This is a genomic window from Virgibacillus senegalensis (assembly GCF_000821245.2).
Lineage (GTDB): Bacteria > Bacillota > Bacilli > Bacillales > Amphibacillaceae > Sediminibacillus > Sediminibacillus senegalensis.
In genome coordinates, this window is record NZ_LN611425.1 from 1,314,783 (window position 1) to 1,336,975 (window position 22,193).

Genomic DNA, 22,193 nt, shown 5'->3' on the forward strand with positions numbered 1-22,193 from the left:
CAAACCTGTCCGGCGTGTGGTAACCAGACTTCCCGCGTTCATGATTACCGAATACAGAAAATCCAGCACTTAAAGGTATTTGAACGAACCACCTATTTGTTTTACCGCAAACGACGCTATGCCTGTTCCTGTGGTAAACGATTCGCAGAAGCCAATCCGATGGTGGACCGTTATCAGCGTCATTCAAGAGAGTGGAACCAGGCACTTGGCCTTCGGGTGATCCAGGGGATGAACTTCAAGGATACCGCTGCGCAGTTCCGTACCTCACAAGCTACAGCCATTCGCCGGTTCGATCAGGTGGCCACACCAGAACTTCAAGAGGTGGAAGAGCTTCCAGAAGTGATTGCGATTGATGAATATAAAGGCGATACCAATGCGGGGAAATACCAGGTCATCATTGGCGATGGAGAGACCGGAAATCCAATAGATATCCTGCCTGATCGATCCGTCAAAACCGTCAAGCAGTACCTTCGGGAAAAAGGGGGTAATGTCCGGAAGGTCATCATGGACATGAGCTATAGTTTTAAGTCAGCTGTCCGGAAGGCGGTGGGAAGCCCCATCATTGTGGCCGATCGTTTCCATTTTTGTCGGTATATTTATTGGGCTTTGGAAAAGGTGCGCAGGCGAGTCCAAAAGAACTTCCATGAATACGACCGGAAAAAGTGTAAACGGATGAAACATATCTTTTACAAGAAGCAGGAGGAACTAACCGAGAAGCAGCGCTGGTATCTGAACCGATACCTCGATCTATCGGATGAACTACGAGTCGCCTATAAGCTGAAAGAGGCTTTTCGCAGCTGGTTTGAAGAGGCAAAAGCAATGGGGAAAACCGATATTGGCTATGTAAAACAACGATTGTATCAGTATTATGACCGAGTGAAGCAAAGTGGTATGGAAGAATATCTACAAGCGATTGGCACCTTGAAGAATTGGCAGACAGAGATTCTGAATAGCTTTGCGCTCGATTATAGCAATGGGTTTATTGAAGGATTGAACAACCAAACGAAAGTCATCAAACGGAATGCTTTTGGGTTTCGTCGTTACGATCGCTTAAGAACGAAAGTGTTATTACATCATCAACTGAAGGAATTCAGGGGCTTTCAAGTGGGTTAAGGAGTAGGAGCAAATTTCTCCCACCCCAACATTTGACGTAGAACCTGTTTTTTTCTAGGACTTTAGAGCGAACTTTTCACTATCACAAGTAAATTGGATCAGGTAACACCCTCCATTCTTCTACCACACGGAAACGTTCACCTGCTATTTCCTCCAGATCATCCATTGGGTTGGCGTTTTTAGTCAATTCAGGGAAATGTTTCTCCATATATTGTTGGTGATACGCTTGGTTTTCCCAACCCGATAATACGAGAAAATAGCGATTATCCTGTTGAGAACGTGCAAAAAATCCGCCATGCATTCCTGGGTTCCAAATGTTTTTCTGCTTTTCGATGAATCGATTGATATACTCCTGTTTAACAGTGGTCAATGCTAATCGTACAAATTGCGTCCTATCCAGGAAAGCGGACATCTGGTCGGCTTTAGTGGACAAAGAGAACTGCTTCTCAAATAACGTTATCGAAATCGAATGATATGTTTTTGCTTGAGCTGTTTTGTTAAGGATTTCATCATGGATGTAGTCCATAAAATACTGATAAGCATCCTTGTTTTCCCAAAAAGAAAAAATCACTGCAGCAGATGGATTCGCTTCCGTCCATCCTCCAAGCTGACCAAGAAATCCTTCACATCGCTTGAGCTCTTGCCATTGGGACTGCTGGTATTGAAATGCATCTTTAGCACTTTCGTCCACCTTGCAATGAATTTTTTTAATAATCAACACGGATTCCCCTTCCCTGGGTTCTTATAACCACTTCCTCATCGTAATGGTTTTCTCATTGAATCCTAATTTCTTGTATAAGCCGATTGCTTTGTTTCCAGCATAAACACTTAAACGTACTTCTGAAAGTCCGGCTTGTTGGAAATAATCAAAAGCGGCATGGAGCAGCTTTTCGGCTATTCCGTTTCCTCGATAAGAAGCGACCACGTACAATTCATAAATAAAACCGAAGAGGCTGTCCGTAAAGGAATCTTTTCCGCCGGCAACTAGGACCCAGCCAATGATGTTATCCTGTTCAAATGCCGCCAAATAACTCCCGCCTTTATTTAAGATAGGGGCAACAAAATCATTGATTTTTTCGGCACCAATTGCAGCCTCCCCCATCGTACCCTCGCTGATTGCTTGGGGCGAAAGCGAAAAGATAACTTCTAATTCATTATCGTCTGGTTTTCTGATTTCCATCGTATGTATCCCTCTTCCCTTTTAACCATGCAAGTCTTCTATCGATTTTCTGTAGGAACGGTTTGTTTATCCTCCCAATCATGCAAAGCAATCGCTCCCATCGTGAGCTCATTAGTCTGTTTCATCATGGCTGCTCCATAGGTGTGTTCCTCAGGAGCGATAAATCTTGATGAATACCAATGCCTGCAGCGGTTTTCTTTTGTTCTTCCTTCACCGGTTAGAACAAAAATGAAAATTCCGAATACCAATTCATTTTAACATACCCTATAGCTTTTCACGTTTTCTGATACCAATATATGTTAAACTGTTATAAAAGAAGGATAGATAGGGAGGGATTTTATTGCTTCCAGTTAGTTTAAGCATTCTCACTGTTATAGTGGTGGTTTATACCATTACCTTGAACATCAAAAAAAGAAAGAAGGCTGGTGTTACCGGATTTAAGACGGCATTGACTCCGATTTGTTTCTATCTAATTGCTGTCACCCAGCTGCTGGCGTACTGGTTTGGTTTTTTAGGGATCATTAGTTGGACTATAACTATCCTCTTCCTGATGGCTGGCGCATACTTCACCAAGTATTTGCCGGCAAACGAAGATGGTCAGATACAGATGTAAGCTTGATAGTAACAAAAAAGCACCGCTAATACGGTGCTTGACGTGGTATTTTCAGGATAAAAGGCAGCCGCCTTTTTACAAAGCAGTTATTAGTTTATTGTTCCAACAATTCTTCAATATTGACACTTTGTTTTGATTCGGGATTATCGAGCGGGTGGATAGTCGCTTTTCCAGCGTCTTGATCCACGTGTTCAATATATACCTTTCCTCCGTTGTAGGTGACATCCACCATCGAAGCGGACGAGGTAATTTCCTGTGCACGCTGTGTATCCATGAATCAGCGCCCCTTTCCATAATATTTTCGTTCAAATCAGCTAAAACTCCCCCTGTTTAAGGCTTCAAGACCACCTTTATACAATCTTCGGTTTTGGTATCAAATATTTCATAGCCATACTTTGCCTCATCTAAAGACAGTTTATGGGTAATAATATCACTTAAATTCACTTTCCCTTGTGAAACCAAGTCGTGTAAATGGGGCATATAATGAATAACAGGAGCTTGACCGCTTCTAATGTTGACGTTCCGCTGAAAAATATCCCCAAAAGGAAATGCATTATACCTGGAGGCATAAACACCTGTAACCTGAATGTTTCCCCCTTTTCGCACCGCCTGACTGGCCATTACCAATGCCCCCATCGAACCTCCCTGGAGCTTAAGACCCGTCGCAAGGAATTCTAAATCGGTCATTTTCCCGTCCATCCCTACGCAATCAATAACAACATCCGCACCGCCTTTAGTCATCTCATGAAGGTGGGAACCAGCGTTTTGGTGATCCTCAAAATTAACGATTTCTACCGAATTGGTTCGTTTGGCATGCTCCAGTCGATAACCGACATAATCAACGGCTATGACCCGTTTCGCCCCTTTTAGCCAGGCAAATTTTTGAGCCAACAAGCCTACCGGACCACAGCCTAAGATGATGACTGTGTCGCCCTCTTTCATTCCAGAATTGTCGACACTCCAGTAAGCGGTTGTACCAGCGTCTGACAATAACACCAAATTATCGTCATCCACTTCGCTATCCTCCGGAATTTTGAAGGGAGTGAAATTTCCATAAGGGACCCGCATATACTCGGCTTGTCCTCCTGGATAACCACCTGTGGTACCCGAATAGCCAAAGTAAGCGCCCATCTCCCCATTGTCGTTGGCGTTATCGCATTGACTCTCCAGCTGGTTTTCACAAAACCAGCAATTTCCGCAGCTGACATTGAATGGGACAACAACACGATCGCCTTTTTTCACCTTAGTTACCTCTGGCCCTGCTTCTTCTACGATTCCCATCGGTTCATGGCCAATGATGTAGTTATCCTGCGTATTGGGGATCATTCCATGGATCAAATGTAAATCGGAACCGCAAATGGCGGTATTAGTCAACTTTACAATGACATCATCCGGCTTCTCTATCTTCGGAGCCTCAACGTCTTTTACCACCACGTTTTTCACTCCCTGGTACGTTACTGCTTTCATGGTGTCCATCTCCTCCATTTCATTATTCCGGCGGTGTCGGGAACAGTCCTTTTCGATTGTTGTTTTCCGGAAAGAGTTGAAGCCCGGCAATGTCGACCGCAGTCTGGGCAGCCTTCAAATCAAGCATTTGCTGTTCGGCTACATCGTAAGGATGAAACCATTTTTTGTTTACCATCAACTCTGTTATTTCCGTTTGAAAGTCTAATGCAGCTTCCATCTGATTACGAATGGTAGTCCTTACCTCCGGACTGGCAGCCTCTGTCAAAGCGACCGAATAGTTACGGATTGCTTCTTTGATGGTAATTAGCAAATCCACTGCGATTGCCGAGTCGATTTTCTCCGGCATACCAACCGCATTAATTGGATCCAAGTAATCATTCATTCATTTTACACCCCTTATTCACTGCGACTTTGCATATGGATAAAGACGCTGTAGTTGTTTGATGTCCATGATCGATACTTGCACATTTTTCTCCAATAATGCACGAAGATCCTGGTCGAAAACAATTCCCTGCACCATTTTGGATTTTAACAAGCCTACTGTCTTTAAATTCAACAGCTCATGCATATCCATCGTTTCATGAAATGCCAAATCTTCCTGTCCCATGGGAAACCTCCTAAAAATGTTTCAAACTAAATGGTAGTTTGTCTCAACTTGGGCAGTCTATACACAGCTTGCATCCTCCGAATAATTACCCGCAAAATGAAGCAATCTAAAAAAAAACTTGTTTAAAAAACAGTTAGGAAGTGAGCAGAATGCCAGAAAAATTAGCCCTCCATGAACGAGTAGAACTGCATGAAATCCTCACATTCAAAAACTTATGTTTGACTAAGTCCGCAACCATGCATGGACTGGTAGGCTGTGAACAGTTGAAGTCGATATTGGAAACCGATGTAAGGGAAGGAAAAATACACGTAGAACAACTCAACCAGCTGTTAAATCAAGGGAGGAATTGATATGACAAACATGCTGCAGAAAGTGGCGGGATTAAGCGGGATGACAGATCAGGTAATCGCCACCGACTTCTTAATCACCGCAAAGTCGGCCGTCCGAAACTTGACCTTTGCATTGACCGAAACTGCCAGCCCTGAAGTGAGAGACACATTACGCACCCAACTGAATTACGCAATAGAAGCTCATGAAAAAATTAGTCAATATATGATCGACAAAGGCTATTATCATCCAAGTGACCTGGAAGAGCAACTCGAAGTAGATAGAAAAGCTTCGAAAGCGGCATTAAAGATAGCCGATTGAGATAGATAAGTGGAAGTGCCTTGTTGTACCAATCAAAGCACTTAAACACGAACCAATAAAGCTAAGCAAAGAAGGGTATATCAAAAAAGGCATCTACCATTTGCAGAACGTTAATAACTAACCACAAACGATTAAAGGGAGGTATTAGTTCCAAGGAGTGGCTATGAAGTATTTGGACAATTACCTTTACTGGTTCAACTTCCTTCAGCAAAGTAAGAAGTTAACTGAAAAAGAGCAGATACAAAATGCTCCGAAGTGCATGCCAAAATCCAAATAGTATTGCCTTCAATTTCCTACGGGAGGTATAAAAAACAGCCACTCCTATATGGAACGACTGTATTTTCTTATTCCGTTGAAGACTCTCGACAACTGAATAAGCTTAAATGTGATGGACCTTTATTTTGTGCCATATTGCTTTCCAATTTTTCTTAATAATTCGTTCCTCATAAATGGAAGCTCTTTCTCTCGTTTCTTTAAAATAGGGTGTCGGCCACAACTCTAAATTTAATACATCATCTATCCCACAAGGAGCAGTGAGAATTAGTTTGTTATTCTTGTCTATTTTTATACCAAGAGCAGTTGCTGTCTCTGGAAATTTAGAAATAGCATCTTCTGAGGAAGTATAAGGTGGAATGTCATTTATAACGTGCATTCTTGCTTGATTCTTAACAGACCAGGGTATATCAGGTAGAATTACTCTCAATTTAGCTTCTAATTCTTTTTCAGTCTTCTCATCCATGTTTTTATCATCAAAATAGATAACATCTACATCAGGAGTATTTGTTCTATTTTCAAATTCGTGTAATGTATCCCAGATTTTAGTACGCACAAATCCTGCACATATCCACCAATCTGGTAAGTTCAGTTTACTAGCGGCATAAACTAATTCCATCATTCTATTATCATTTTGAATTAACTTTACTACATCTTCTTGATTCTTTAACATCCGATCTCCCCTTCAGTCACGAACATACATTCTCATTATATCACAACAAAACCATAAAGGGAGGTTACTCCATAAAACTGTAAAAAGTGGATTAATCCTTTGTATAACCTAAAGCAACAATCTTTCATTAACTCTATCACCCTCTAGTTATACATTCACAAAGTTATTTTATTAGAAAAAAGGCGATGCCTTTTACTAAGACTTCGCCTCCCAGCCAACGTAGATTTGAACATTTATGAAGCTGCTCATCTTTTGAAAAGGCCTGCTGCTCTTGCCGCTTCAAAGCTTTTGGTAGCAAAATCAATCGGATTATCGCCAGCATTTTCCCAGTGCATATACATTAATCGCGGATCGTCAAATAACCAGTGGTTATGAACGGCAGTGACTATTAATCCTCTTTCTCGTAATTCTGTTAGGAATGGGTTAATTTCTCTTTGAAGAACTACCGATTCTCCTAAGTTTAATCCGTTATTTTCAAATGATAAGGCAAAAGGAAGGGCTAGAGGGGATTGGGTCCGACGTTTCAAAATGGTAGCATCAATTTCCCGAAGGCGTTGAACGACACAAACTGGAGTTGCTGTAACAACCACTCCCCCTATAATATCTGCAAGTTGTTGGCACGTGGATGTACTTATACCTCTGACATTGCTGCGAGAATTATGATTTCTTTTGGAGGTATGTGCATCCGAATTTCGTGACAATCCGAACCAATTTCCGAAGGGGTCAGACTCTCTTCTATTCATTCATATCACCTCCTTCCGTTGATAGTTTATTCTAAGATCTATTGAAAGGAATGGACGAATAGTAAAGGGAAAAAGCATAAATAGACTGAAAAAATCCAAAGAGTCTCTTTAGAACGTAGCCTAAAATGCGAAACAGAGAAGATCCGCTTGTGGAGGTGAGTTGCTGTTTAGAGGGCTGTCTGTCTGTTTATCAATATAAAAAAAATTCTAGTTCTATTAAAAAAACATGGCCTTATTGGAGACTACTGAAAAAGTCCTTTGAACCTAAAGGTTGTGCTGTCAAAGTTTGCTGTTGCTTTTACGAATCGCTTGTCGGTGGATGCTTGCCGCAGGTGTCACCACCGATCGCTCATTGTGGAAGGAACAGAGACCCATTTAAAAAGAGTGATTTTCTTTTATAAATTGAAGAAAATCACTCTTTTTTCCGTAAAAAAATTGTTAAATGAATGAGGGAATAGAGGGGACAAACCTCTTGAAATTAGACGAAAGCGGTTTGTATGAAATTTTTTCCACACAAACCGCTTTTTAAAAATTTATCTATCATAGACTTCAGTTTTTCAGTGGTCTCCCTTATTGACCTTGTTTTTTATTTGACTATTACTTTTCCAACCATTCCTTCCCTGAAATGGTACCGACATATCAATTCATATGTACCGGTCTGTTTTGGTTGCACGGTAATGCTTTTTTCTTTTCCAGGCTGGACCTCAACATCAATTTCGAGCTTTTCCACTGTGAAGGTGTGCTCTTTGTTACCTTTGTTTTTCAATATCAAAGTGGTAGCTACTTCATTCGGAATAGTGATGACTTTCGGATTAAAGTAATCATCGTTCAACTCCACCTCAATAGATTCCTTCTTCTCCACAGGCTGAGTTCCGCTGGAATTGGCAAATACGCCAAGTGAGTCTAGTGTAGTCATAACGACAACCATTGCAAGCACAACGACCAATCCTGTTACCCACTTTTTCAAAGACATTCGCAATCCCTCCTTTCCTACACTATTTTTTTCTAATTCATAAAATATTATCCCAATACATTAAGTCCAACGTGCTTTAAAGTGATTTTTATTTAAAGCAGTGAAAAGAAAAAGAGGACTCTTGTATTTTTCTTATAGTTTCTTTTATTCAACGGTGGGGCAACAAAAAAAGCCGCCTGGATATGGCAGCCTTCTCTGTCGTTCCAAACTTGTAGTATAGGTGTTTACTTACTTTCCATAACTGCAAAATAGTTTTCTTCATTATCCGCAAAGTTAAAAACTCTACCAGATGGCATAGTTACAATTTCTCCGACATTAATTTTTTTGTTTAGTAAGTCGCTGTGTAATTGTTCGAGGTTATCCGTGAAAAACATTAAAGAAGGTGTGTCAAGATTTAAGCCAGGAGACATTTTAGCAACGAAGTCCTTATTGTGGAGAACGATGGTTGTTTCAGCACCTTTCTTTGGTGCAATTTCAATCCATCTCAATCCTTGATTATTATTCTCTTCAGCAACAACAGTAAAAGCTAATTTTTCTGTCCAAAACTTCACCGCTTCATCTTGATTATTGACGTATAACATAACCTGACCAACTTTACTAAACATTTGCCTTTCACTCCCTTTTAAGAAGACTGTTTCTACCTAAATTAAGTTCTTCTTTGGGAAGTAAAAATCCTTCTACAACTAAATGAAGGACCAATCAAATAAAGGATCGCCATTGCCACGATCCTTTTCCATTTCAACCTGCATTCAATAACCCGAGTCTTCGGAGAAAATGTTATCAAGTAATGTGTGTTCATCTTTTTGCAGCGGCTTTTCCGCCGGTCCTTCGACCACTTCCCCGTCATAGGAGAAGCGTGAACCGTGACATGGACAGTCCCATGTCCGTTCTCCATGGTTCCAATTCACCTCACAGCCCATGTGGGTACAAGTGGTATCAACGATATGAACTTCCCCTTGCTTGTCCCGATAGGCACCCTTCCGTTTCCCTTTAATTGTGACAGCTGCACCTTGGTCTCTGGCTAAATCATGTACTTTTCGAACCGGAAGCTCCAGTTTCCCTTTGATCAAATGTTTGGCTACATCGACATTTTCCTGCACAAATTTTTTCAAACTTGGATCTGCCTGGAACCTTGATGGTGCATATAAGGAACGGTACGGAGAGGCTTTATCTAATACGATGTCCCTTAAAAGTCTCGCGGCGGCTGTCCCGCTCGTCATGCCCCATTTCCTGTATCCAGTTGCAATTAACACGTTCGGCTGTCCAGCAGTCACTTCTCCGATGTATGGAACTTTGTCGAGTGTCGTTAAATCCTGGGCAGACCAGCGATAGAGGATTTCATTCGTATGCAACACTTCGTCACTGAAAGAAGCCAAAGCTTTATAATATTCCAGCGTGTCTTTTCCCTGCCCGGTTTTATGACCTTCGCCTCCTACAAGGACAATGTTTTCATCACCAGACGTCGCAGCTCGCAAGGAACGGCTCGGTTGATCGACGCTCAGGTACATACCTCCCGGGTATTCCTGTTTGGTTTTAACAGCCATCAGGTAAGATCGATCCGCATACATTCTTGTCGAGTACAATCCGGCTCCTTCATAAAAAGGAAAATGCGTGCAAGCCAACACATAATCCCCTGTCACACGAAAACCTTCCCTTGTTAGTACAGCGGTGCCTTTATCTGTTTTTTCCACATTTACAGCAGTTGTCTGTTCATAGATTTGCCCGCCTGTTTTTTCAACAATTTCAACGAGTTTGATCAGGTAATGCAACGGATGGTACTGTGCCTGATTCCTCATGGACAAAACATTTTCCACTTTTTGGTCAAAAGGAATTTCATTTTGCAATTCACCGCTAATACCAAGTTTTTCGTATGCTTCAAACTCTTTCTCCAGTTTTTGGGCATATTGCGTTGTCGTTGCATATAAATAAGCATCTTGCCGGACAAACCCACAGTTAATATCGTGTTCTTTAACTGTCTTTTCGATAAATTCCAAAGCTTCCGTGTTTGCCTCGTAATAATGCCTGGCTGCTTCTTCCCCAAAGTGACGAATCAATTCATCATAGATTAAGTTATGCTGAGCGGTTATTTTTGCCGTAGTATGACCGGTAGTTCCATTCATTAACCGATCGCCTTCGAGCAGAGCCACCTTTAATCCTTCCTTAACAAGCAAGTAAGCGGCCGTTATTCCGGTTATACCGCCGCCAACGATGACCACATCCACCTTTTTATCTTCCTGCAAAGGGGAAAACTTCGGTATTTTTGTACTTTCCAGCCAATATGAGTCAGGAAATAGCGGCAATATCCCTTCCTTTTCACCTTTCTTCACCATGGGTATCCCTCCAAGTAAACGATATATATCTATATTGTTTACCTGGCAAGGAGATTATAACCGTTTTTTATATCGTCTCTCCGAAACGCTCATCGTACCACCATGCCGAATTGCTGTTATTTCCATTCGTAAGGCATCCTCTAAACCAACCATCGGGTTCTCCCTTCCTAAAATTGCTTGCGATTTTCCATTATGATTAGTCTGTTTCCTCTTCCGTTTCAACAACATACTTTAGCCTTGTAAGCTTGTTATCCCAGAATTGTTCGTAGAAACCCAGCCAATCCTTCACTTCGAAAAGGGGCTCCGGCTTCAGATGGTACCTTTTTTCCCTGCCGATTTTCTCGCTCGTAACCAATCCTGCTTCTGAAAGAATACGAAGATGCTTCACCACGGCTGTCCGGCTTATTTGAAAGTGGGATGTGATTTTGGAAATAGGGAGATTCCGTCCGGCAAGCATCTGCAATACCTGTCTGCGGGTAGGATCTGCGATCGCCTGAAACACATCATAATTTTCTGCTGCCACTTATTTTTCCACTACCTCTCGAAGCCGGTTCGACACAATGTTCTGCCAGCCATTGTTCATTCGTTCACGGATTACATCGCTTTTTTCATTTGGTTTCGGAAGTATTGCATCCGGCTCCTTCCAACCACTATGTACCAGGGTGAATGCTGTTTTCCCATCCGTCTCTTCCAAATAAAAGGATACGATCCATCCATCCGTGTCCCATGAAAAGGAAAGGAAATGCGGTTCCTCTACCTCCAATACTTTGCACGGTGATGGGCCAAACGGTGATTGCACGTGAAATTCATGACCCGGGATTGCTTTCATATCATTCGGCATAAACCACGTTTCTAAACCTTCGGCAGACGACACCGTTTTCCATACTTTTTCGATTGGTGCATTTAATATGACAGATTGTTTAATGTCCTTTACTTTATCCATTCTCTTTAAGACCTCCTAAAAAATATAACCAAAAGGTGTTGCTTAATTATAACACCTTTTGGTTTCATTTCAACCCCTGATTCAGAAGGTCCTACCTACTTTAAACAATAACGCTCACTTAATAAATAGCTTCCGCGGGAATGTCGTCAACGTCGAACACCCTGTTTCGGTAACCTGGAACGTCTCGCTTATTTCCACTCCGTAGCTGTCAAACCAAATACCAGGAATCATATGAAAAGTCATGTTTGGTCGTAGAATCGTTTTATCTCCGGCCCGGATACTGGCGGTATGCTCGCCCCAATCAGGCGGGTAGCTAAGGCCGACAGAATACCCAATCCTCGAATCCTTGATAAACCCATGCTTTTCGATGGATTTTCGCCAAATCTCTTCGATTTCTTCACAGGTCACTCCTGGTTTGACGGCTGTCAGCGCTGCGTTTAGTCCTTCGACAACTACCTCGGCAAGGCTTTTCACTTTTTCGGTAGGTTCACCGAGCACGACTGTCCGGGCGAGTGGAGCATGATAACGCTGGTAACAGCCAGCTAATTCAACAATTACAGTGTCTTTTTTCTTGTAAGGGCGGTCAGACCAGGTAATGTGCGGGGAAGAGGTCCGCTTTCCAGCAGGAAGCAGCGGGACGATGGCCGGGTAATCTCCTCCAAAACTTGCGGTACCACTGATTTGGGCATGATAAATGTCTGCTACCGCATCGTTTTCCCTACGTCCTGGTTCGATTGCTTCCAACGCCTTTTCCATTGACTGCCCGGCAATCACAGCCGCTTTTTTTATATAATTGATTTCTTTATCCGACTTAATCATCCGTAAATAATTAACCAAAAGCGTAGCATCGAGAAACTTGGCATCAGGCAGGCCTCTTTCCAGTTGTTTCAATGCTTTGGCTGTAAAATAATAATTTTCCATTTCCACTCCGATCCGGCAGCTTCCTTTCCCGAATTTGTCCAATACACGTGCGATGGCATCCATCGGGTGCAAAATCGGTGACTGAATATAATCGTCGTTATAAAACAAAATATGTTGGTGTTGCAGCCAGGTGGTTTCTTTCGCGGCATTGGCGTCCTGTTTACGGCCAATCCAGCGTGGTTCCTCTTCATCCAGCAAAACAACGACCATTTGATGCACATAAAAAGACCACGCATTATAACCGGTCAAATAATTCATATTGGATGGGTTCGTTACCAACAAAACCTCCAGCCCCTCAATCGCCATTTGTTCTTTTGTCCGCTTCAACCGCTCTTTGTATTCTTCAACCTTGAACACGTCCCCATCCTCCCCCATCTCCCATTTTCAAAACGTGGTACCAGCGCCGTTTTTCACAAGTGCTGAATAGGCGTAATTGGCCACGACCGTATCTTGAACGCCGGTGCCGGTTAAATCACAAATCGTGATTTCTTCCTCGCGTTGCCTTGCTCCAATCCGGCCAGCTGTCAATGCACCTAATTCTAGTACCGTAGATTGCTCATCAAGTATATTCGCGGCATAGGCGTGATGCAGTTCTCCAAGACGATTGCACTGCACTATGCTGTCACAAATAATCCTGTCTGCTTTTTTGAAAGCGAGTGGGTCCAGTTCATTTTTATACTCTGCGTCCGCACCAATTGCCGTAACATGCAACCCAGGGTGGAGCCATTCTGCCTGGATAATCGGGGATTCTGCAGGGGTGGTGGAGATTACAAGTTTGCTCTCACGGACGACTGCCTCTGCTGTGTCGCACACTTGTATCTCCCCGTGGTAAAATGCTCTAATATCCTCGATATATCGGAAGAGATTGCTTTTGTGACGCCCATAGAGAAGCAATTTGGAAAACCGTCGGACAAGTTGCAGTGCTTCCAACTGGTACCGTGCTTGTGCGCCAGTGCCAATCATCCCCACTGTCTCCACTGTTTTGTTGGCTAAATAGTCGGCAGCAACCGCTCCCGCTGCTGCTGTCCGCAAATGGGTTAAGTAGCCATTGTCGAGCAGCACTGCCTTCGGCACCCCTGTTTTTACATTAAACAAGATCATCATCCCATTCCCGCTTGGGAGTCCCAACTTGTCATTTTCAAAAAAACCGGTTGACATCTTCACAGCGAAATGGTCCATTCCGTGGACATAAGCGGATTTAACATCGATTTCCCCGCTGTGTTCCGGGAAATCGATACGCATGATTGGCGGCATACTCACTTGCCCTTCAAATAGACGTGCAGACCCTTCCTCCACTGTTTTGACGACGTCCGCGTTCTGTTGCACATACTTTCGTATTTGTGCTTCCGTGCATACAATCATCCCCATTCCCCCTCTCTGGCTTGATAAAATTGCTGCCAGTCCAGATTATTACCTGTGACAAGAATAGCAGCGCTCTGTTTCATCGTTTCCGCATCCTTTAGCACTGCAGCTGTGCCGGCCGCTCCAGCCCCTTCCGCAACAACCCGCTCGTTTTCCAGTAAAAAAACCATGGCATCGATGATGCTCCTTTCGGAAAGCAGAATCAATCGATCCATATATTGCCGGACCATTGAAAAAGTATATCGATTATCGAGCTGAATGCCGCCAAGCAAACTATCCGCCACTGTAGCTTTTTCCGGAACCTCAACCGGTCTGCCCTCCTTCAGGCTTTCGCTCATCGCAGAAGCTGCAGCAATTGATACCCCGGTGACCCGGACATCCGGTTTTATTTGTTTTATCGCTAAGCCAATCCCAGAAATCAACCCTCCCCCAGATACAGGAACGACCACTTCTTCCATCTCCGGCAAATCCTCTAATAGCTCCAAGGCAATAGTCCCCTGACCGGCGATAATGTCTCGATCATCAAAAGGCGGGATGATGGTGAGTCCCTCTTGTTCCTTTAGTTGCTGACAGCGTTGAGCTGCATCATCCTGACCATTCCCCACTATTTCGATGCTTGCTCCCAACCGCTGCAACATGGACACTTTCGCGTACGGTACACGATTAGAGATACAAATAACCGCAGGTATGGAAAGCTCACGGGCAATATGCGCTACCGCCATTCCATGATTCCCTGTCGAATAAGTCGTGACTCCCCGGGCTTGCTCCGCTTTCGTGAGCTGCAGTATCTTGTTAGCTGCACCGCGAACTTTAAAGGAACCGACCTCGTTTAATGTTTCTAATTTTAAATGTGCTGCAATTCCTGTATGTTCGGAAAGGACATTCGCTTTAAGAAGCGGGGTTTTCTTGACTAGATGGGATATTCGATCATGGGCAAGACGGATGTCACTCAATGTCACGTCATGATTTCGGTTCATTCCATCCCTCCCTTTCATGAGGAGTCTTTTTACATTTATATAACGTGTCCCAATTATCTATGCCAGAGAATCGATTGGTTGGGTTTTTATTTTTTCTCGAAACAGGCAGGCTATGATAGGATAAAAGCGAAACAAAAAGATTAAAATTCAGACAAAGGAGTCTTTTCATGAAAGCTATAACAGTCAAACAACCTGGAGGAGCGGACCAACTCCAGCTAAGTGAACGTTCCATTCCCGAGCCAAAGGACGGTGAGCTGTTGATCAAGGTGAAAGCTGCCGCAATCAACCGCACTGATATTATCAACCGTCAATCTTCTTCCGGTTATTTGGATCTCGATGTGTTGGGGATTGAAGTAGCTGGCGTTGTCGAGTCTGCCGGAAATGGGACTTCCATTGAACCCGGAACAAAAGTAATGGGACTTGTAAATGGCGGTGGATACGCGGACTATGCAATCATGCCTGCAAATCGGGCGATGCTCATTCCGGATAACCTGTCATTCGAGGAAGCAGCAGCTATCCCTGAAGTGTTTTTGACTGCATACCAAACGTTGTTTTGGCTCGGAGAATTGAAAGATCAGGAAACCGTCTTGATCCATGCTGGAGGCAGTGGAGTCGGTACTGCTGCCATTCAATTGGCAAGGGAACTTGCTGCTGATGCACATATCATCACCACAGCCGGCACGCAGGAAAAATTGGATTTTTGCCGCTCATTAGGGGCTGACGTCACGATCAATTACAAACAGCAATCGTTTGACGAAGAAGTCCTTGCAGCCACACAACAACAAGGGACTGACGTCATTCTCGACTTTATCGGTGCTTCCTATTATCGGAAAAACCTGAACAGTATAAAGGTGGATGGCCGCTGGATCTTGATCGGCGTACTAGGGGGCACACAACTGGAAAATGTCAATTTAATGGAGTTAATGAATAAACGTGTCCATTTGAAGGCAACCTTGCTCACACCCCGACCCGATCAGTATAAAGCAGATCTAACTGCAGATTTTGCAAGTAAAACACTTGCTCTTTTCGAGCAAAACCAATTAAAGCCTGTAATCGATAAGGTTTACCCTATGGAAGACGTACAAGAGGCCCACCGTCGTATGGAAAGCAACCAAAACATCGGTAAAATCCTTTTGAAAATGGATTAATCACAGCTATTTAAGCGGAGCGACCCAGAGTATCTTCGCCTCGTTTTTGTAAGTGGAACAGCGACTCGCAATGAACGCTGACTGATCCGAAATTTTCCGTTCTTTCCATTGCCATGATACAAAAAACAGTTGAAGCATAAGCTATAGTGCAGAAGGGCTGGACTTTTTAATCACAAACAGATTATTGGACTGGGGTTTGGTTTAGCCTTATGATTTAATGGCAGTGATTTACAAAAGGAGTGGGAATGTAATGAGTACCAACACTAAGCACTTTAACAATATACCGTTCTCCGTCCTTGACCTTGCTCCTATCAACGAAGGCAGCAATGCAGGACAATCCTATAAAAATACAGTTGATTTAGCTCAGCATGTGGAGAAATGGGGTTTCCATCGCTACTGGCTTGCCGAGCATCATAACATGCCGGGAATTGCCAGCTCTGCTACTTCAGTGGTCATTGGTCATGTGGCTGGTGCTACTGAACGGATTCGGGTCGGATCTGGGGGCATCATGCTTCCAAACCATGCCAGCATGGTGATCGCCGAACAATTCGGAACACTGGAATCCCTCTACCCTGGACGAATTGATCTTGGTTTGGGCCGAGCTCCGGGAAGCGACCAGGCTACTGCATATGCATTACGCCGTACCTTGAATACGACACCGGAAGATTTCCCACAGCAAGTGGAAGAACTGGAGAGTTACTTTTATCCGGATTCATCAGCCAGAGTCCGTGCCTATCCAGGAACAGGCCTGGATATTCCGATTTGGCTGCTTGGTTCGAGCGGATTCAGCGCTAGACTGGCTGCGTTAAAAGGATTGCCATTTTCTTTCGCAAGTCATTTTTCTCCGGATTATACGCTTCCGGCCTTAAGAATCTATCGTGATCATTTCCAGCCGTCTGAGAAAATGGATAAACCATATGCCATGCTCGGAGTAAATATCGTTGCTGCCGATACAGATGAACATGCTCATTACCTGGCAACTTCCCAGCAGCAGCAATTTTTGAGTATCACACGCGGACAGCCATCTAAACTTCAGCCGCCTGTAGAAAACATGGATGAAATTTGGGCTCCTCATGAAAAGGCAGCAGTACAAAAAACCATTGACTCGCCTGCTACTATCATCGGCAGTCCCGAAACCGTCAAGCAAAAGCTGGAGGCGTTCATTAAAGAAACAGAAGCAGATGAATTGATCATCAATTCGCAAATCTTCCATCATGAAGACCGGCTGCGTTCTTATGAAATTATCGGAGAATTAATGGATTAAAATCCACTTCTCAATAAAAAAACAAGCTTGGGCTGCTAGCTCAAGCTTGTTTTTATTCATCATTTTTTCCGTTTAAATTTGCTGCCCTTCGATTTTCCACGCAATCGATTCCGCATTGTTTCCGATTCCTCTTTTTTTGCTTTAGTTTTCTGCTTGTCGATTTGAATCGAGATAATTTCATTATCTTTCACCGTGAAATCTAACCAGTCGTGTACTTGTGCTCCCTCCGGAAGCTGATTTTTTTCAAGGATAAATTCCTTCTCTTCTTCTTCAGAAAGAATGACAGCAAACTTGTCGTCTTCAAATCGATCCAATATTCCTTTCATGCTTTTCCTCCTCCTATACAAGCAATTCCCTGTTCCTTGATATCATCCAGCCTGGCAGGTCCTATACCACTAACATTTGTTAAGTCGTCTATCGATTGAAACGGACGTAAATCGATTATCTCCTGTGCTCTATCCGGACCAATATGGATAATTTCCTGCATCGTCTCCATGTCGGCACTATTAACTTCAATACACGAACCGTTGGAGTTTTGGGGAGATTCATTGGAATCCGTCTGATCCTGATTCGACTCTTCCTGATCACTTTCAGGCTGTCCTGGTTCGATATTTCCATTTTCATGAGTTGTTACTTGATAAGACTTTCCGTCCGTCGTCACCATGATCGTACCATGGGCATCCGTACCAAACAGATCTGCACCGAATTCCTCTATCCGGTCAACTACTTCTTGATGAGGATGTCCATACTGATTGTCCTTACCAGCGCTATAAATAGCAGTTTCTGGTGAGACTTCTTCTAAAAATGCTTTGCTGGTGGAGGTTTTGGATCCATGGTGCCCCAGTTGAAGTACTTCCGCGTCTAAATCCGTTCCACTTCCAATCATTTCTTGCTCCTGGGCGCTTTCCGCATCACCAGTAAAAATAAAGTCGATTTCGCCGTAAGACATTTTAAAAGCAAGCGATTCCTTATTCACTTCTCCGGAAATAGAAGCCGGATAAAGAACCTGAACCTGTAAATCACCTATATCAAAAACATCTCCCATACGCGGTTCATCATATCCTGTTTGATCGGCATCTATAGCTTCCAGTACCCGGCGATACGTGCCCGAGGTACTTGTGTTACCAGACATCCAAACTTCGTCTACTTCGAACTGATTAATGACTTTGTCCAGCTGGCCGATATGATCTGCATCCGGGTGTGTTCCAATGGCTACATCAATTTGAGAAACGTTTTGCGAATGTAAATATTCGATTACGTCATTGTTATTCCAGTCACCGGCATCAAGCAAAAGGGTGTACGTGTCGAACATGAAAAGTGTGGCATCTGCCTGTCCTACGTCGATGTAATGGACCTGCATTTCAGGAAGGGAGNAAAATCCACTTCTCAATAAAAAAACAAGCTTGGGCTGCTAGCTCAAGCTTGTTTTTATTCATCATTTTTTCCGTTTAAATTTGCTGCCCTTCGATTTTCCACGCAATCGATTCCGCATTGTTTCCGATTCCTCTTTTTTTGCTTTAGTTTTCTGCTTGTCGATTTGAATCGAGATAATTTCATTATCTTTCACCGTGAAATCTAACCAGTCGTGTACTTGTGCTCCCTCCGGAAGCTGATTTTTTTCAAGGATAAATTCCTTCTCTTCTTCTTCAGAAAGAATGACAGCAAACTTGTCGTCTTCAAATCGATCCAATATTCCTTTCATGCTTTTCCTCCTCCTATACAAGCAATTCCCTGTTCCTTGATATCATCCAGCCTGGCAGGTCCTATACCACTAACATTTGTTAAGTCGTCTATCGATTGAAACGGACGTAAATCGATTATCTCCTGTGCTCTATCCGGACCAATATGGATAATTTCCTGCATCGTCTCCATGTCGGCACTATTAACTTCAATACACGAACCGTTGGAGTTTTGGGGAGATTCATTGGAATCCGTCTGATCCTGATTCGACTCTTCCTGATCACTTTCAGGCTGTCCTGGTTCGATATTTCCATTTTCATGAGTTGTTACTTGATAAGACTTTCCGTCCGTCGTCACCATGATCGTACCATGGGCATCCGTACCAAACAGATCTGCACCGAATTCCTCTATCCGGTCAACTACTTCTTGATGAGGATGTCCATACTGATTGTCCTTACCAGCGCTATAAATAGCAGTTTCTGGTGAGACTTCTTCTAAAAATGCTTTGCTGGTGGAGGTTTTGGATCCATGGTGCCCCAGTTGAAGTACTTCCGCGTCTAAATCCGTTCCACTTCCAATCATTTCTTGCTCCTGGGCGCTTTCCGCATCACCAGTAAAAATAAAGTCGATTTCGCCGTAAGACATTTTAAAAGCAAGCGATTCCTTATTCACTTCTCCGGAAATAGAAGCCGGATAAAGAACCTGAACCTGTAAATCACCTATATCAAAAACATCTCCCATACGCGGTTCATCATATCCTGTTTGATCGGCATCTATAGCTTCCAGTACCCGGCGATACGTGCCCGAGGTACTTGTGTTACCAGACATCCAAACTTCGTCTACTTCGAACTGATTAATGACTTTGTCCAGCTGGCCGATATGATCTGCATCCGGGTGTGTTCCAATGGCTACATCAATTTGAGAAACGTTTTGCGAATGTAAATATTCGATTACGTCATTGTTATTCCAGTCACCGGCATCAAGCAAAAGGGTGTACGTGTCGAACATGAAAAGTGTGGCATCTGCCTGTCCTACGTCGATGTAATGGACCTGCATTTCAGGAAGGGAGCTAGCTTGAGTATCCGTTTCTTCTTTTGTATCCTCGGCAACAGAGCTTTCAGAACCTTCCTTATCTCCTGCTTCTTCCATATCTTGTACAGCTTCAGGATCCGTTGAAGAATCTCCCTGTTTTTCGCTGTCTGCCGCCTCTGTCGTCTGACTTTCCTGTTTATCCAGAGAGACGGAATCCTGCTCAGCGGTCCCGCATCCTGTCATAATAAATATAAACATCATAAATACGATACTTAATAATTGCTTTTTCAACCAAATTCCCCCTTAAAGCTGCATTTTACCATATTACTCTTGCCTTTTCTTTAAGAAACGATGACGAAAAAAGGTTCTTTTTACATTCCTATTTCGCACTCGCTCTAACGCAACATATAACCCTCATTGGGTTTCCTGGTTCACTTTATAAAATGAATATTAATCTTGTGCTGAGGTACCCTAAGCCGAGCATTTCCTTAAGGGAAAAAGGGAATCTGCTATCGAAAGAATACGTTGATTTTCCAAAAAGCCTTTCCTTATTTCTAACTACATACCTGCTTTTTATAATTTCAAACACATTTTCCGTTTTTTCTCTTGCTTTAGGGGTACAGTCTATTAGAGTACATTCGATAAAAGCACTGTTACTCTTGTTTATTTCAGAGACGAAAGGAGCTATGGACTAGAATGTGGAAGAAGTTCACACCAGTATTTAAAGTATCCACCGGGATTATGCTAATCTTGGTTATTTTAGGAGTTGCGTGGCCTGATGGCTTGGAAACAGCCACCACCAACATTCAAGCATTCATCGCTAATAAATTTGGCTGGTATTATTTAATTGTTGTGACCTTATTTGTGATTGTTTGCTTAGTATTATTATTCAGCCCTGTCGGAAGAATTAAGCTCGGAAAACCGGATGACAAACCGGAATTCTCCAGGCCTACTTGGATTGCGATGCTATTCAGTGCCGGAATGGGAATTGGGCTGGTATTCTGGGGAACAGCAGAACCAATCAGCCACTATGGGATCAATTCGCCGACTGGAGAAGTAGGAACCCAGCAAGGAATAAAAGACGCTTTACGTTTTACGTTTTTCCATTGGGGAATCCATGCATGGGCTATTTATGGAATTGTCGCCCTTGTACTGGCCTATTTCAATTTTCGTCATGACCGTTCTGGTTTAGTGAGTTCGACATTACAGCCATTAATCGGAAAAACAGCGGAAGGAAATACAGGAAGAGTCATCGATATCCTTGCCGTAATCGCCACCGTCATGGGGGTTGCGACTACACTTGGATTTGGGGCTGTCCAAATCAACGGTGGATTGTCTTATCTGTATAATATTCCTGTAAATATTATTATCCAATTTATCATCGTAGTGATTGTAACCATATTGTTCATGCTTTCAGCCTGGACAGGACTAAGTAAAGGCATTCGCTATCTGAGTAACGCCAATATGATCCTGGCTGTCATCCTGTTTGCCATGATTTTTATCATGGGACCGACATTGTTTCTGTTGAATCTTTTCACCAATACGCTCGGTTCCTACGTACAGCATTTACCGGAAATGAGTTTCCGGATTGCACCTTTAGACCCGAATATCCGCCAATGGATCAATGACTGGACCATCTTTTACTGGGCATGGTGGATTGCCTGGTCGCCATTTGTCGGCATCTTTATTGCGCGTGTTTCCCGGGGACGCAGTATTAGAGAGTTTGTCTTCACGGTGCTGCTTGTCCCTTCAGTAATTGGATTTCTCTGGTTCTCGACCTTCGGTGGTACCGCCATTTCCCTTGAACACGAAGGAATCGCCAACATTTCTGATTTGGCCACTGAAGAATCATTGTTTGGCGTATTTTCTAATTATCCGTTCGGTATGATTGCCTCTGTAGTAGCGATGATTCTGATCGGTACATTCTTTATTACTTCAGCAGACTCAGGTACCTTCGTACTTGGGATGATGACGACAGGCGGATCACAAAACCCTGGTCATTTCATCAAGCTTACCTGGGGTGTTCTACTATCAGCAACAGCCCTTGCACTTTTATACACCGGCGGATTGCAGGCACTGCAAAACACGATGATTATTGCTGCGCTTCCATTCTCGATCATTATGCTGTTAATGACCGCAAGCTTTGTCAAATCACTTTACCGCGAAGCCCGTGAACTGGGAATCGGCCGAATCAATCAAGGAAAGAAAAAGAGTAAGAAAAACGAATAATAGTATAAAAATACGGC

28 protein-coding genes and 1 pseudogene are annotated in these 22,193 nt (G+C 43.2%); 8 read left to right on the forward strand and 21 right to left on the reverse strand.

The features are described from left to right. A partial coding sequence (locus BN1067_RS17365; RefSeq protein ID WP_053219748.1) for an ISL3 family transposase occupies positions 1-1,113 on the forward strand: 1,113 nt, incomplete at its 5' end. Between the two features lie 82 nt (positions 1,114-1,195). Here BN1067_RS17365 and BN1067_RS17370 read toward each other — a convergent pair. Genes BN1067_RS17370 through BN1067_RS17380 form a run of 3 tightly spaced genes read right to left on the reverse strand, consistent with a single transcriptional unit; the run spans position 1,196 to position 2,541 of the window. Continuing rightward, positions 1,196-1,831, reverse strand: coding sequence for a YdbC family protein (locus tag BN1067_RS17370; protein ID WP_053220076.1), 636 nt, complete (start codon positions 1,829-1,831; stop codon positions 1,196-1,198). Positions 1,832-1,855: 24 nt separating this feature from the next. After that, the gene (locus BN1067_RS17375; RefSeq protein WP_053220077.1) at positions 1,856-2,293 is read right to left on the reverse strand and encodes a GNAT family N-acetyltransferase; all 438 of its coding nucleotides are present in this window, start codon (positions 2,291-2,293) and stop codon (positions 1,856-1,858) included. Between the two features lie 38 nt (positions 2,294-2,331). Next, positions 2,332-2,541 carry a hypothetical protein gene (locus BN1067_RS17380; RefSeq protein WP_053220078.1) on the reverse strand — a complete coding sequence of 70 codons (210 nt, stop codon included), beginning with the start codon at positions 2,539-2,541 and terminating at the stop codon, positions 2,332-2,334. A gap of 92 nt (positions 2,542-2,633) precedes the next feature. On the opposite strand from BN1067_RS17380, the gene BN1067_RS17385 reads away from it, so the two are divergent. Continuing rightward, positions 2,634-2,906, forward strand: a complete 273-nt coding sequence (locus BN1067_RS17385) for a hypothetical protein (RefSeq protein WP_053220079.1) — start codon at positions 2,634-2,636, stop codon at positions 2,904-2,906. A gap of 94 nt (positions 2,907-3,000) precedes the next feature. Here BN1067_RS17385 and BN1067_RS17390 read toward each other — a convergent pair whose 3' ends face one another. From BN1067_RS17390 to BN1067_RS17405, 4 genes are read right to left on the reverse strand one after another with little or no spacing between them, the layout of a single operon-like run. Next, positions 3,001-3,180, reverse strand: coding sequence for a small acid-soluble spore protein H (locus BN1067_RS17390; RefSeq protein WP_053220080.1), 180 nt, complete (start codon positions 3,178-3,180; stop codon positions 3,001-3,003). A 56-nt stretch (positions 3,181-3,236) separates the two neighbouring features. Beyond that, positions 3,237-4,373, reverse strand: a complete 1,137-nt coding sequence (locus tag BN1067_RS17395) for a zinc-dependent alcohol dehydrogenase (RefSeq protein ID WP_053220081.1) — start codon at positions 4,371-4,373, stop codon at positions 3,237-3,239. Between the two features lie 22 nt (positions 4,374-4,395). Then, positions 4,396-4,755 (reverse strand): spore coat protein, encoded by a 360-nt coding sequence (locus BN1067_RS17400; RefSeq protein ID WP_053220082.1) that lies wholly within the window; start codon positions 4,753-4,755, stop codon positions 4,396-4,398. A gap of 18 nt (positions 4,756-4,773) precedes the next feature. After that, entirely contained in the window at positions 4,774-4,980 is a 207-nt protein-coding gene (locus BN1067_RS17405) for a hypothetical protein (protein WP_053220083.1), read from the reverse strand. Positions 4,981-5,129: 149 nt separating this feature from the next. On the opposite strand from BN1067_RS17405, the gene BN1067_RS17410 reads away from it, so the two are divergent. The 3 genes and pseudogenes from BN1067_RS17410 to BN1067_RS17420 form a co-directional block, all read left to right on the forward strand. Continuing rightward, positions 5,130-5,330, forward strand: a complete 201-nt coding sequence (locus BN1067_RS17410; protein WP_053220084.1) for a hypothetical protein — start codon at positions 5,130-5,132, stop codon at positions 5,328-5,330. Position 5,331: 1 nt separating this feature from the next. After that, positions 5,332-5,628: a spore coat protein gene (locus BN1067_RS17415; protein ID WP_053220085.1), complete on the forward strand. Its 297-nt coding sequence runs from the start codon at positions 5,332-5,334 to the stop codon at positions 5,626-5,628. Between the two features lie 31 nt (positions 5,629-5,659). Continuing rightward, positions 5,660-5,936 (forward strand): annotated as a pseudogene (locus BN1067_RS17420) (IS1595 family transposase); the annotation flags it as partial. Positions 5,937-6,007: 71 nt separating this feature from the next. Here BN1067_RS17420 and BN1067_RS17425 read toward each other — a convergent pair. From BN1067_RS17425 to BN1067_RS17470, 10 genes are all read right to left on the reverse strand, one after another. Then, the gene (locus BN1067_RS17425; RefSeq protein ID WP_053220086.1) at positions 6,008-6,574 is read right to left on the reverse strand and encodes a nucleotidyltransferase family protein; all 567 of its coding nucleotides are present in this window, start codon (positions 6,572-6,574) and stop codon (positions 6,008-6,010) included. 245 nt (positions 6,575-6,819) lie between these two features. Then, positions 6,820-7,317 (reverse strand): DUF1259 domain-containing protein, encoded by a 498-nt coding sequence (locus tag BN1067_RS17430; RefSeq protein ID WP_110943550.1) that lies wholly within the window; start codon positions 7,315-7,317, stop codon positions 6,820-6,822. Between the two features lie 586 nt (positions 7,318-7,903). Beyond that, positions 7,904-8,290 (reverse strand): cupredoxin domain-containing protein, encoded by a 387-nt coding sequence (locus tag BN1067_RS17435; RefSeq protein WP_053220087.1) that lies wholly within the window; start codon positions 8,288-8,290, stop codon positions 7,904-7,906. Between the two features lie 224 nt (positions 8,291-8,514). After that, on the reverse strand, positions 8,515-8,895 hold the full coding sequence (locus BN1067_RS17440; protein WP_053220088.1) for a VOC family protein: 381 nt from the start codon (positions 8,893-8,895) through the stop codon (positions 8,515-8,517). 144 nt (positions 8,896-9,039) lie between these two features. Continuing rightward, entirely contained in the window at positions 9,040-10,620 is a 1,581-nt protein-coding gene (locus BN1067_RS17445) for an FAD-dependent oxidoreductase (protein WP_053220089.1), read from the reverse strand. A 196-nt stretch (positions 10,621-10,816) separates the two neighbouring features. Further along, entirely contained in the window at positions 10,817-11,143 is a 327-nt protein-coding gene (locus BN1067_RS17450; RefSeq protein ID WP_053220090.1) for an ArsR/SmtB family transcription factor, read from the reverse strand. Beyond that, the gene (locus tag BN1067_RS17455) at positions 11,144-11,563 is read right to left on the reverse strand and encodes an SRPBCC family protein (protein WP_053220091.1); all 420 of its coding nucleotides are present in this window, start codon (positions 11,561-11,563) and stop codon (positions 11,144-11,146) included. It abuts the gene before it with no gap. A 114-nt stretch (positions 11,564-11,677) separates the two neighbouring features. Then, positions 11,678-12,859, reverse strand: coding sequence for a M24 family metallopeptidase (locus tag BN1067_RS17460; protein WP_053220092.1), 1,182 nt, complete (start codon positions 12,857-12,859; stop codon positions 11,678-11,680). Positions 12,860-12,868: 9 nt separating this feature from the next. After that, the gene (locus tag BN1067_RS17465) at positions 12,869-13,846 is read right to left on the reverse strand and encodes a cyclodeaminase (RefSeq protein ID WP_053220093.1); all 978 of its coding nucleotides are present in this window, start codon (positions 13,844-13,846) and stop codon (positions 12,869-12,871) included. Further along, positions 13,843-14,823 carry a pyridoxal-phosphate dependent enzyme gene (locus BN1067_RS17470; protein WP_053220094.1) on the reverse strand — a complete coding sequence of 327 codons (981 nt, stop codon included), beginning with the start codon at positions 14,821-14,823 and terminating at the stop codon, positions 13,843-13,845. Before BN1067_RS17470 ends, BN1067_RS17465 begins: the two co-directional genes overlap by 4 nt. A gap of 167 nt (positions 14,824-14,990) precedes the next feature. Here BN1067_RS17470 and BN1067_RS17475 point away from each other — a divergent pair, with 167 nt between their 5' ends. Both BN1067_RS17475 and BN1067_RS17480 read left to right on the forward strand, forming a co-directional pair. Next, positions 14,991-15,971 carry an NAD(P)H-quinone oxidoreductase gene (locus tag BN1067_RS17475; protein ID WP_053220095.1) on the forward strand — a complete coding sequence of 327 codons (981 nt, stop codon included), beginning with the start codon at positions 14,991-14,993 and terminating at the stop codon, positions 15,969-15,971. A gap of 250 nt (positions 15,972-16,221) precedes the next feature. Next, entirely contained in the window at positions 16,222-17,235 is a 1,014-nt protein-coding gene (locus BN1067_RS17480; protein ID WP_053220096.1) for an LLM class flavin-dependent oxidoreductase, read from the forward strand. A gap of 59 nt (positions 17,236-17,294) precedes the next feature. Here BN1067_RS17480 and BN1067_RS17485 read toward each other — a convergent pair whose 3' ends face one another. From BN1067_RS17485 to BN1067_RS17500, 4 genes are all read right to left on the reverse strand, one after another. Further along, on the reverse strand, positions 17,295-17,561 hold the full coding sequence (locus tag BN1067_RS17485) for a DUF3006 domain-containing protein (protein ID WP_053220097.1): 267 nt from the start codon (positions 17,559-17,561) through the stop codon (positions 17,295-17,297). After that, entirely contained in the window at positions 17,558-18,595 is a 1,038-nt protein-coding gene (locus tag BN1067_RS17490) for an MBL fold metallo-hydrolase (protein ID WP_053220098.1), read from the reverse strand. Before BN1067_RS17490 ends, BN1067_RS17485 begins: the two co-directional genes overlap by 4 nt. 75 nt (positions 18,596-18,670) lie before the next feature. Continuing rightward, positions 18,671-18,937, reverse strand: a complete 267-nt coding sequence (locus BN1067_RS17495) for a DUF3006 domain-containing protein (RefSeq protein ID WP_053220097.1) — start codon at positions 18,935-18,937, stop codon at positions 18,671-18,673. Beyond that, the gene (locus tag BN1067_RS17500; RefSeq protein ID WP_234400726.1) at positions 18,934-20,238 is read right to left on the reverse strand and encodes an MBL fold metallo-hydrolase; all 1,305 of its coding nucleotides are present in this window, start codon (positions 20,236-20,238) and stop codon (positions 18,934-18,936) included. Before BN1067_RS17500 ends, BN1067_RS17495 begins: the two co-directional genes overlap by 4 nt. Before the next feature lie 405 nt (positions 20,239-20,643). On the opposite strand from BN1067_RS17500, the gene BN1067_RS17505 reads away from it, so the two are divergent. Next, positions 20,644-22,176, forward strand: coding sequence for a glycine betaine uptake BCCT transporter (locus BN1067_RS17505; RefSeq protein WP_053220099.1), 1,533 nt, complete (start codon positions 20,644-20,646; stop codon positions 22,174-22,176). Positions 22,177-22,193 lie beyond the last annotated feature (17 nt).

Excerpts from the sequence above, each read along its gene's own strand:
- BN1067_RS17445 (WP_053220089.1), bottom strand. The coding sequence starts at position 10,620 with ATGGTGAAGAAAGGTGAAAAGGAAGGGATATTGCCGCTATTTCCTGAC.
- BN1067_RS17470 (WP_053220094.1), bottom strand. The coding sequence starts at position 14,823 with ATGAACCGAAATCATGACGTGACATTGAGTGACATCCGTCTTGCCCAT.
- BN1067_RS17425 (WP_053220086.1), bottom strand. The coding sequence starts at position 6,574 with ATGTTAAAGAATCAAGAAGATGTAGTAAAGTTAATTCAAAATGATAAT.
- BN1067_RS17455 (WP_053220091.1), bottom strand. The coding sequence starts at position 11,563 with ATGGATAAAGTAAAGGACATTAAACAATCTGTCATATTAAATGCACCA.
- BN1067_RS17415 (WP_053220085.1), top strand. The coding sequence starts at position 5,332 with ATGACAAACATGCTGCAGAAAGTGGCGGGATTAAGCGGGATGACAGAT.
- BN1067_RS17475 (WP_053220095.1), top strand. The coding sequence starts at position 14,991 with ATGAAAGCTATAACAGTCAAACAACCTGGAGGAGCGGACCAACTCCAG.
- BN1067_RS17480 (WP_053220096.1), top strand. The coding sequence starts at position 16,222 with ATGAGTACCAACACTAAGCACTTTAACAATATACCGTTCTCCGTCCTT.
- BN1067_RS17460 (WP_053220092.1), bottom strand. The coding sequence starts at position 12,859 with ATGGGGGAGGATGGGGACGTGTTCAAGGTTGAAGAATACAAAGAGCGG.
- BN1067_RS17410 (WP_053220084.1), top strand. The coding sequence starts at position 5,130 with ATGCCAGAAAAATTAGCCCTCCATGAACGAGTAGAACTGCATGAAATC.
- BN1067_RS17490 (WP_053220098.1), bottom strand. The coding sequence starts at position 18,595 with ATGCAGGTCCATTACATCGACGTAGGACAGGCAGATGCCACACTTTTC.
- BN1067_RS17465 (WP_053220093.1), bottom strand. The coding sequence starts at position 13,846 with ATGATTGTATGCACGGAAGCACAAATACGAAAGTATGTGCAACAGAAC.
- BN1067_RS17390 (WP_053220080.1), bottom strand. The coding sequence starts at position 3,180 with ATGGATACACAGCGTGCACAGGAAATTACCTCGTCCGCTTCGATGGTG.
- BN1067_RS17375 (WP_053220077.1), bottom strand. The coding sequence starts at position 2,293 with ATGGAAATCAGAAAACCAGACGATAATGAATTAGAAGTTATCTTTTCG.
- BN1067_RS17505 (WP_053220099.1), top strand. The coding sequence starts at position 20,644 with ATGTGGAAGAAGTTCACACCAGTATTTAAAGTATCCACCGGGATTATG.
- BN1067_RS17495 (WP_053220097.1), bottom strand. The coding sequence starts at position 18,937 with ATGAAAGGAATATTGGATCGATTTGAAGACGACAAGTTTGCTGTCATT.
- BN1067_RS17440 (WP_053220088.1), bottom strand. The coding sequence starts at position 8,895 with ATGTTTAGTAAAGTTGGTCAGGTTATGTTATACGTCAATAATCAAGAT.
- BN1067_RS17485 (WP_053220097.1), bottom strand. The coding sequence starts at position 17,561 with ATGAAAGGAATATTGGATCGATTTGAAGACGACAAGTTTGCTGTCATT.
- BN1067_RS17395 (WP_053220081.1), bottom strand. The coding sequence starts at position 4,373 with ATGAAAGCAGTAACGTACCAGGGAGTGAAAAACGTGGTGGTAAAAGAC.
- BN1067_RS17405 (WP_053220083.1), bottom strand. The coding sequence starts at position 4,980 with ATGGGACAGGAAGATTTGGCATTTCATGAAACGATGGATATGCATGAG.
- BN1067_RS17435 (WP_053220087.1), bottom strand. The coding sequence starts at position 8,290 with ATGTCTTTGAAAAAGTGGGTAACAGGATTGGTCGTTGTGCTTGCAATG.
- BN1067_RS17400 (WP_053220082.1), bottom strand. The coding sequence starts at position 4,755 with ATGAATGATTACTTGGATCCAATTAATGCGGTTGGTATGCCGGAGAAA.
- BN1067_RS17430 (WP_110943550.1), bottom strand. The coding sequence starts at position 7,317 with ATGAATAGAAGAGAGTCTGACCCCTTCGGAAATTGGTTCGGATTGTCA.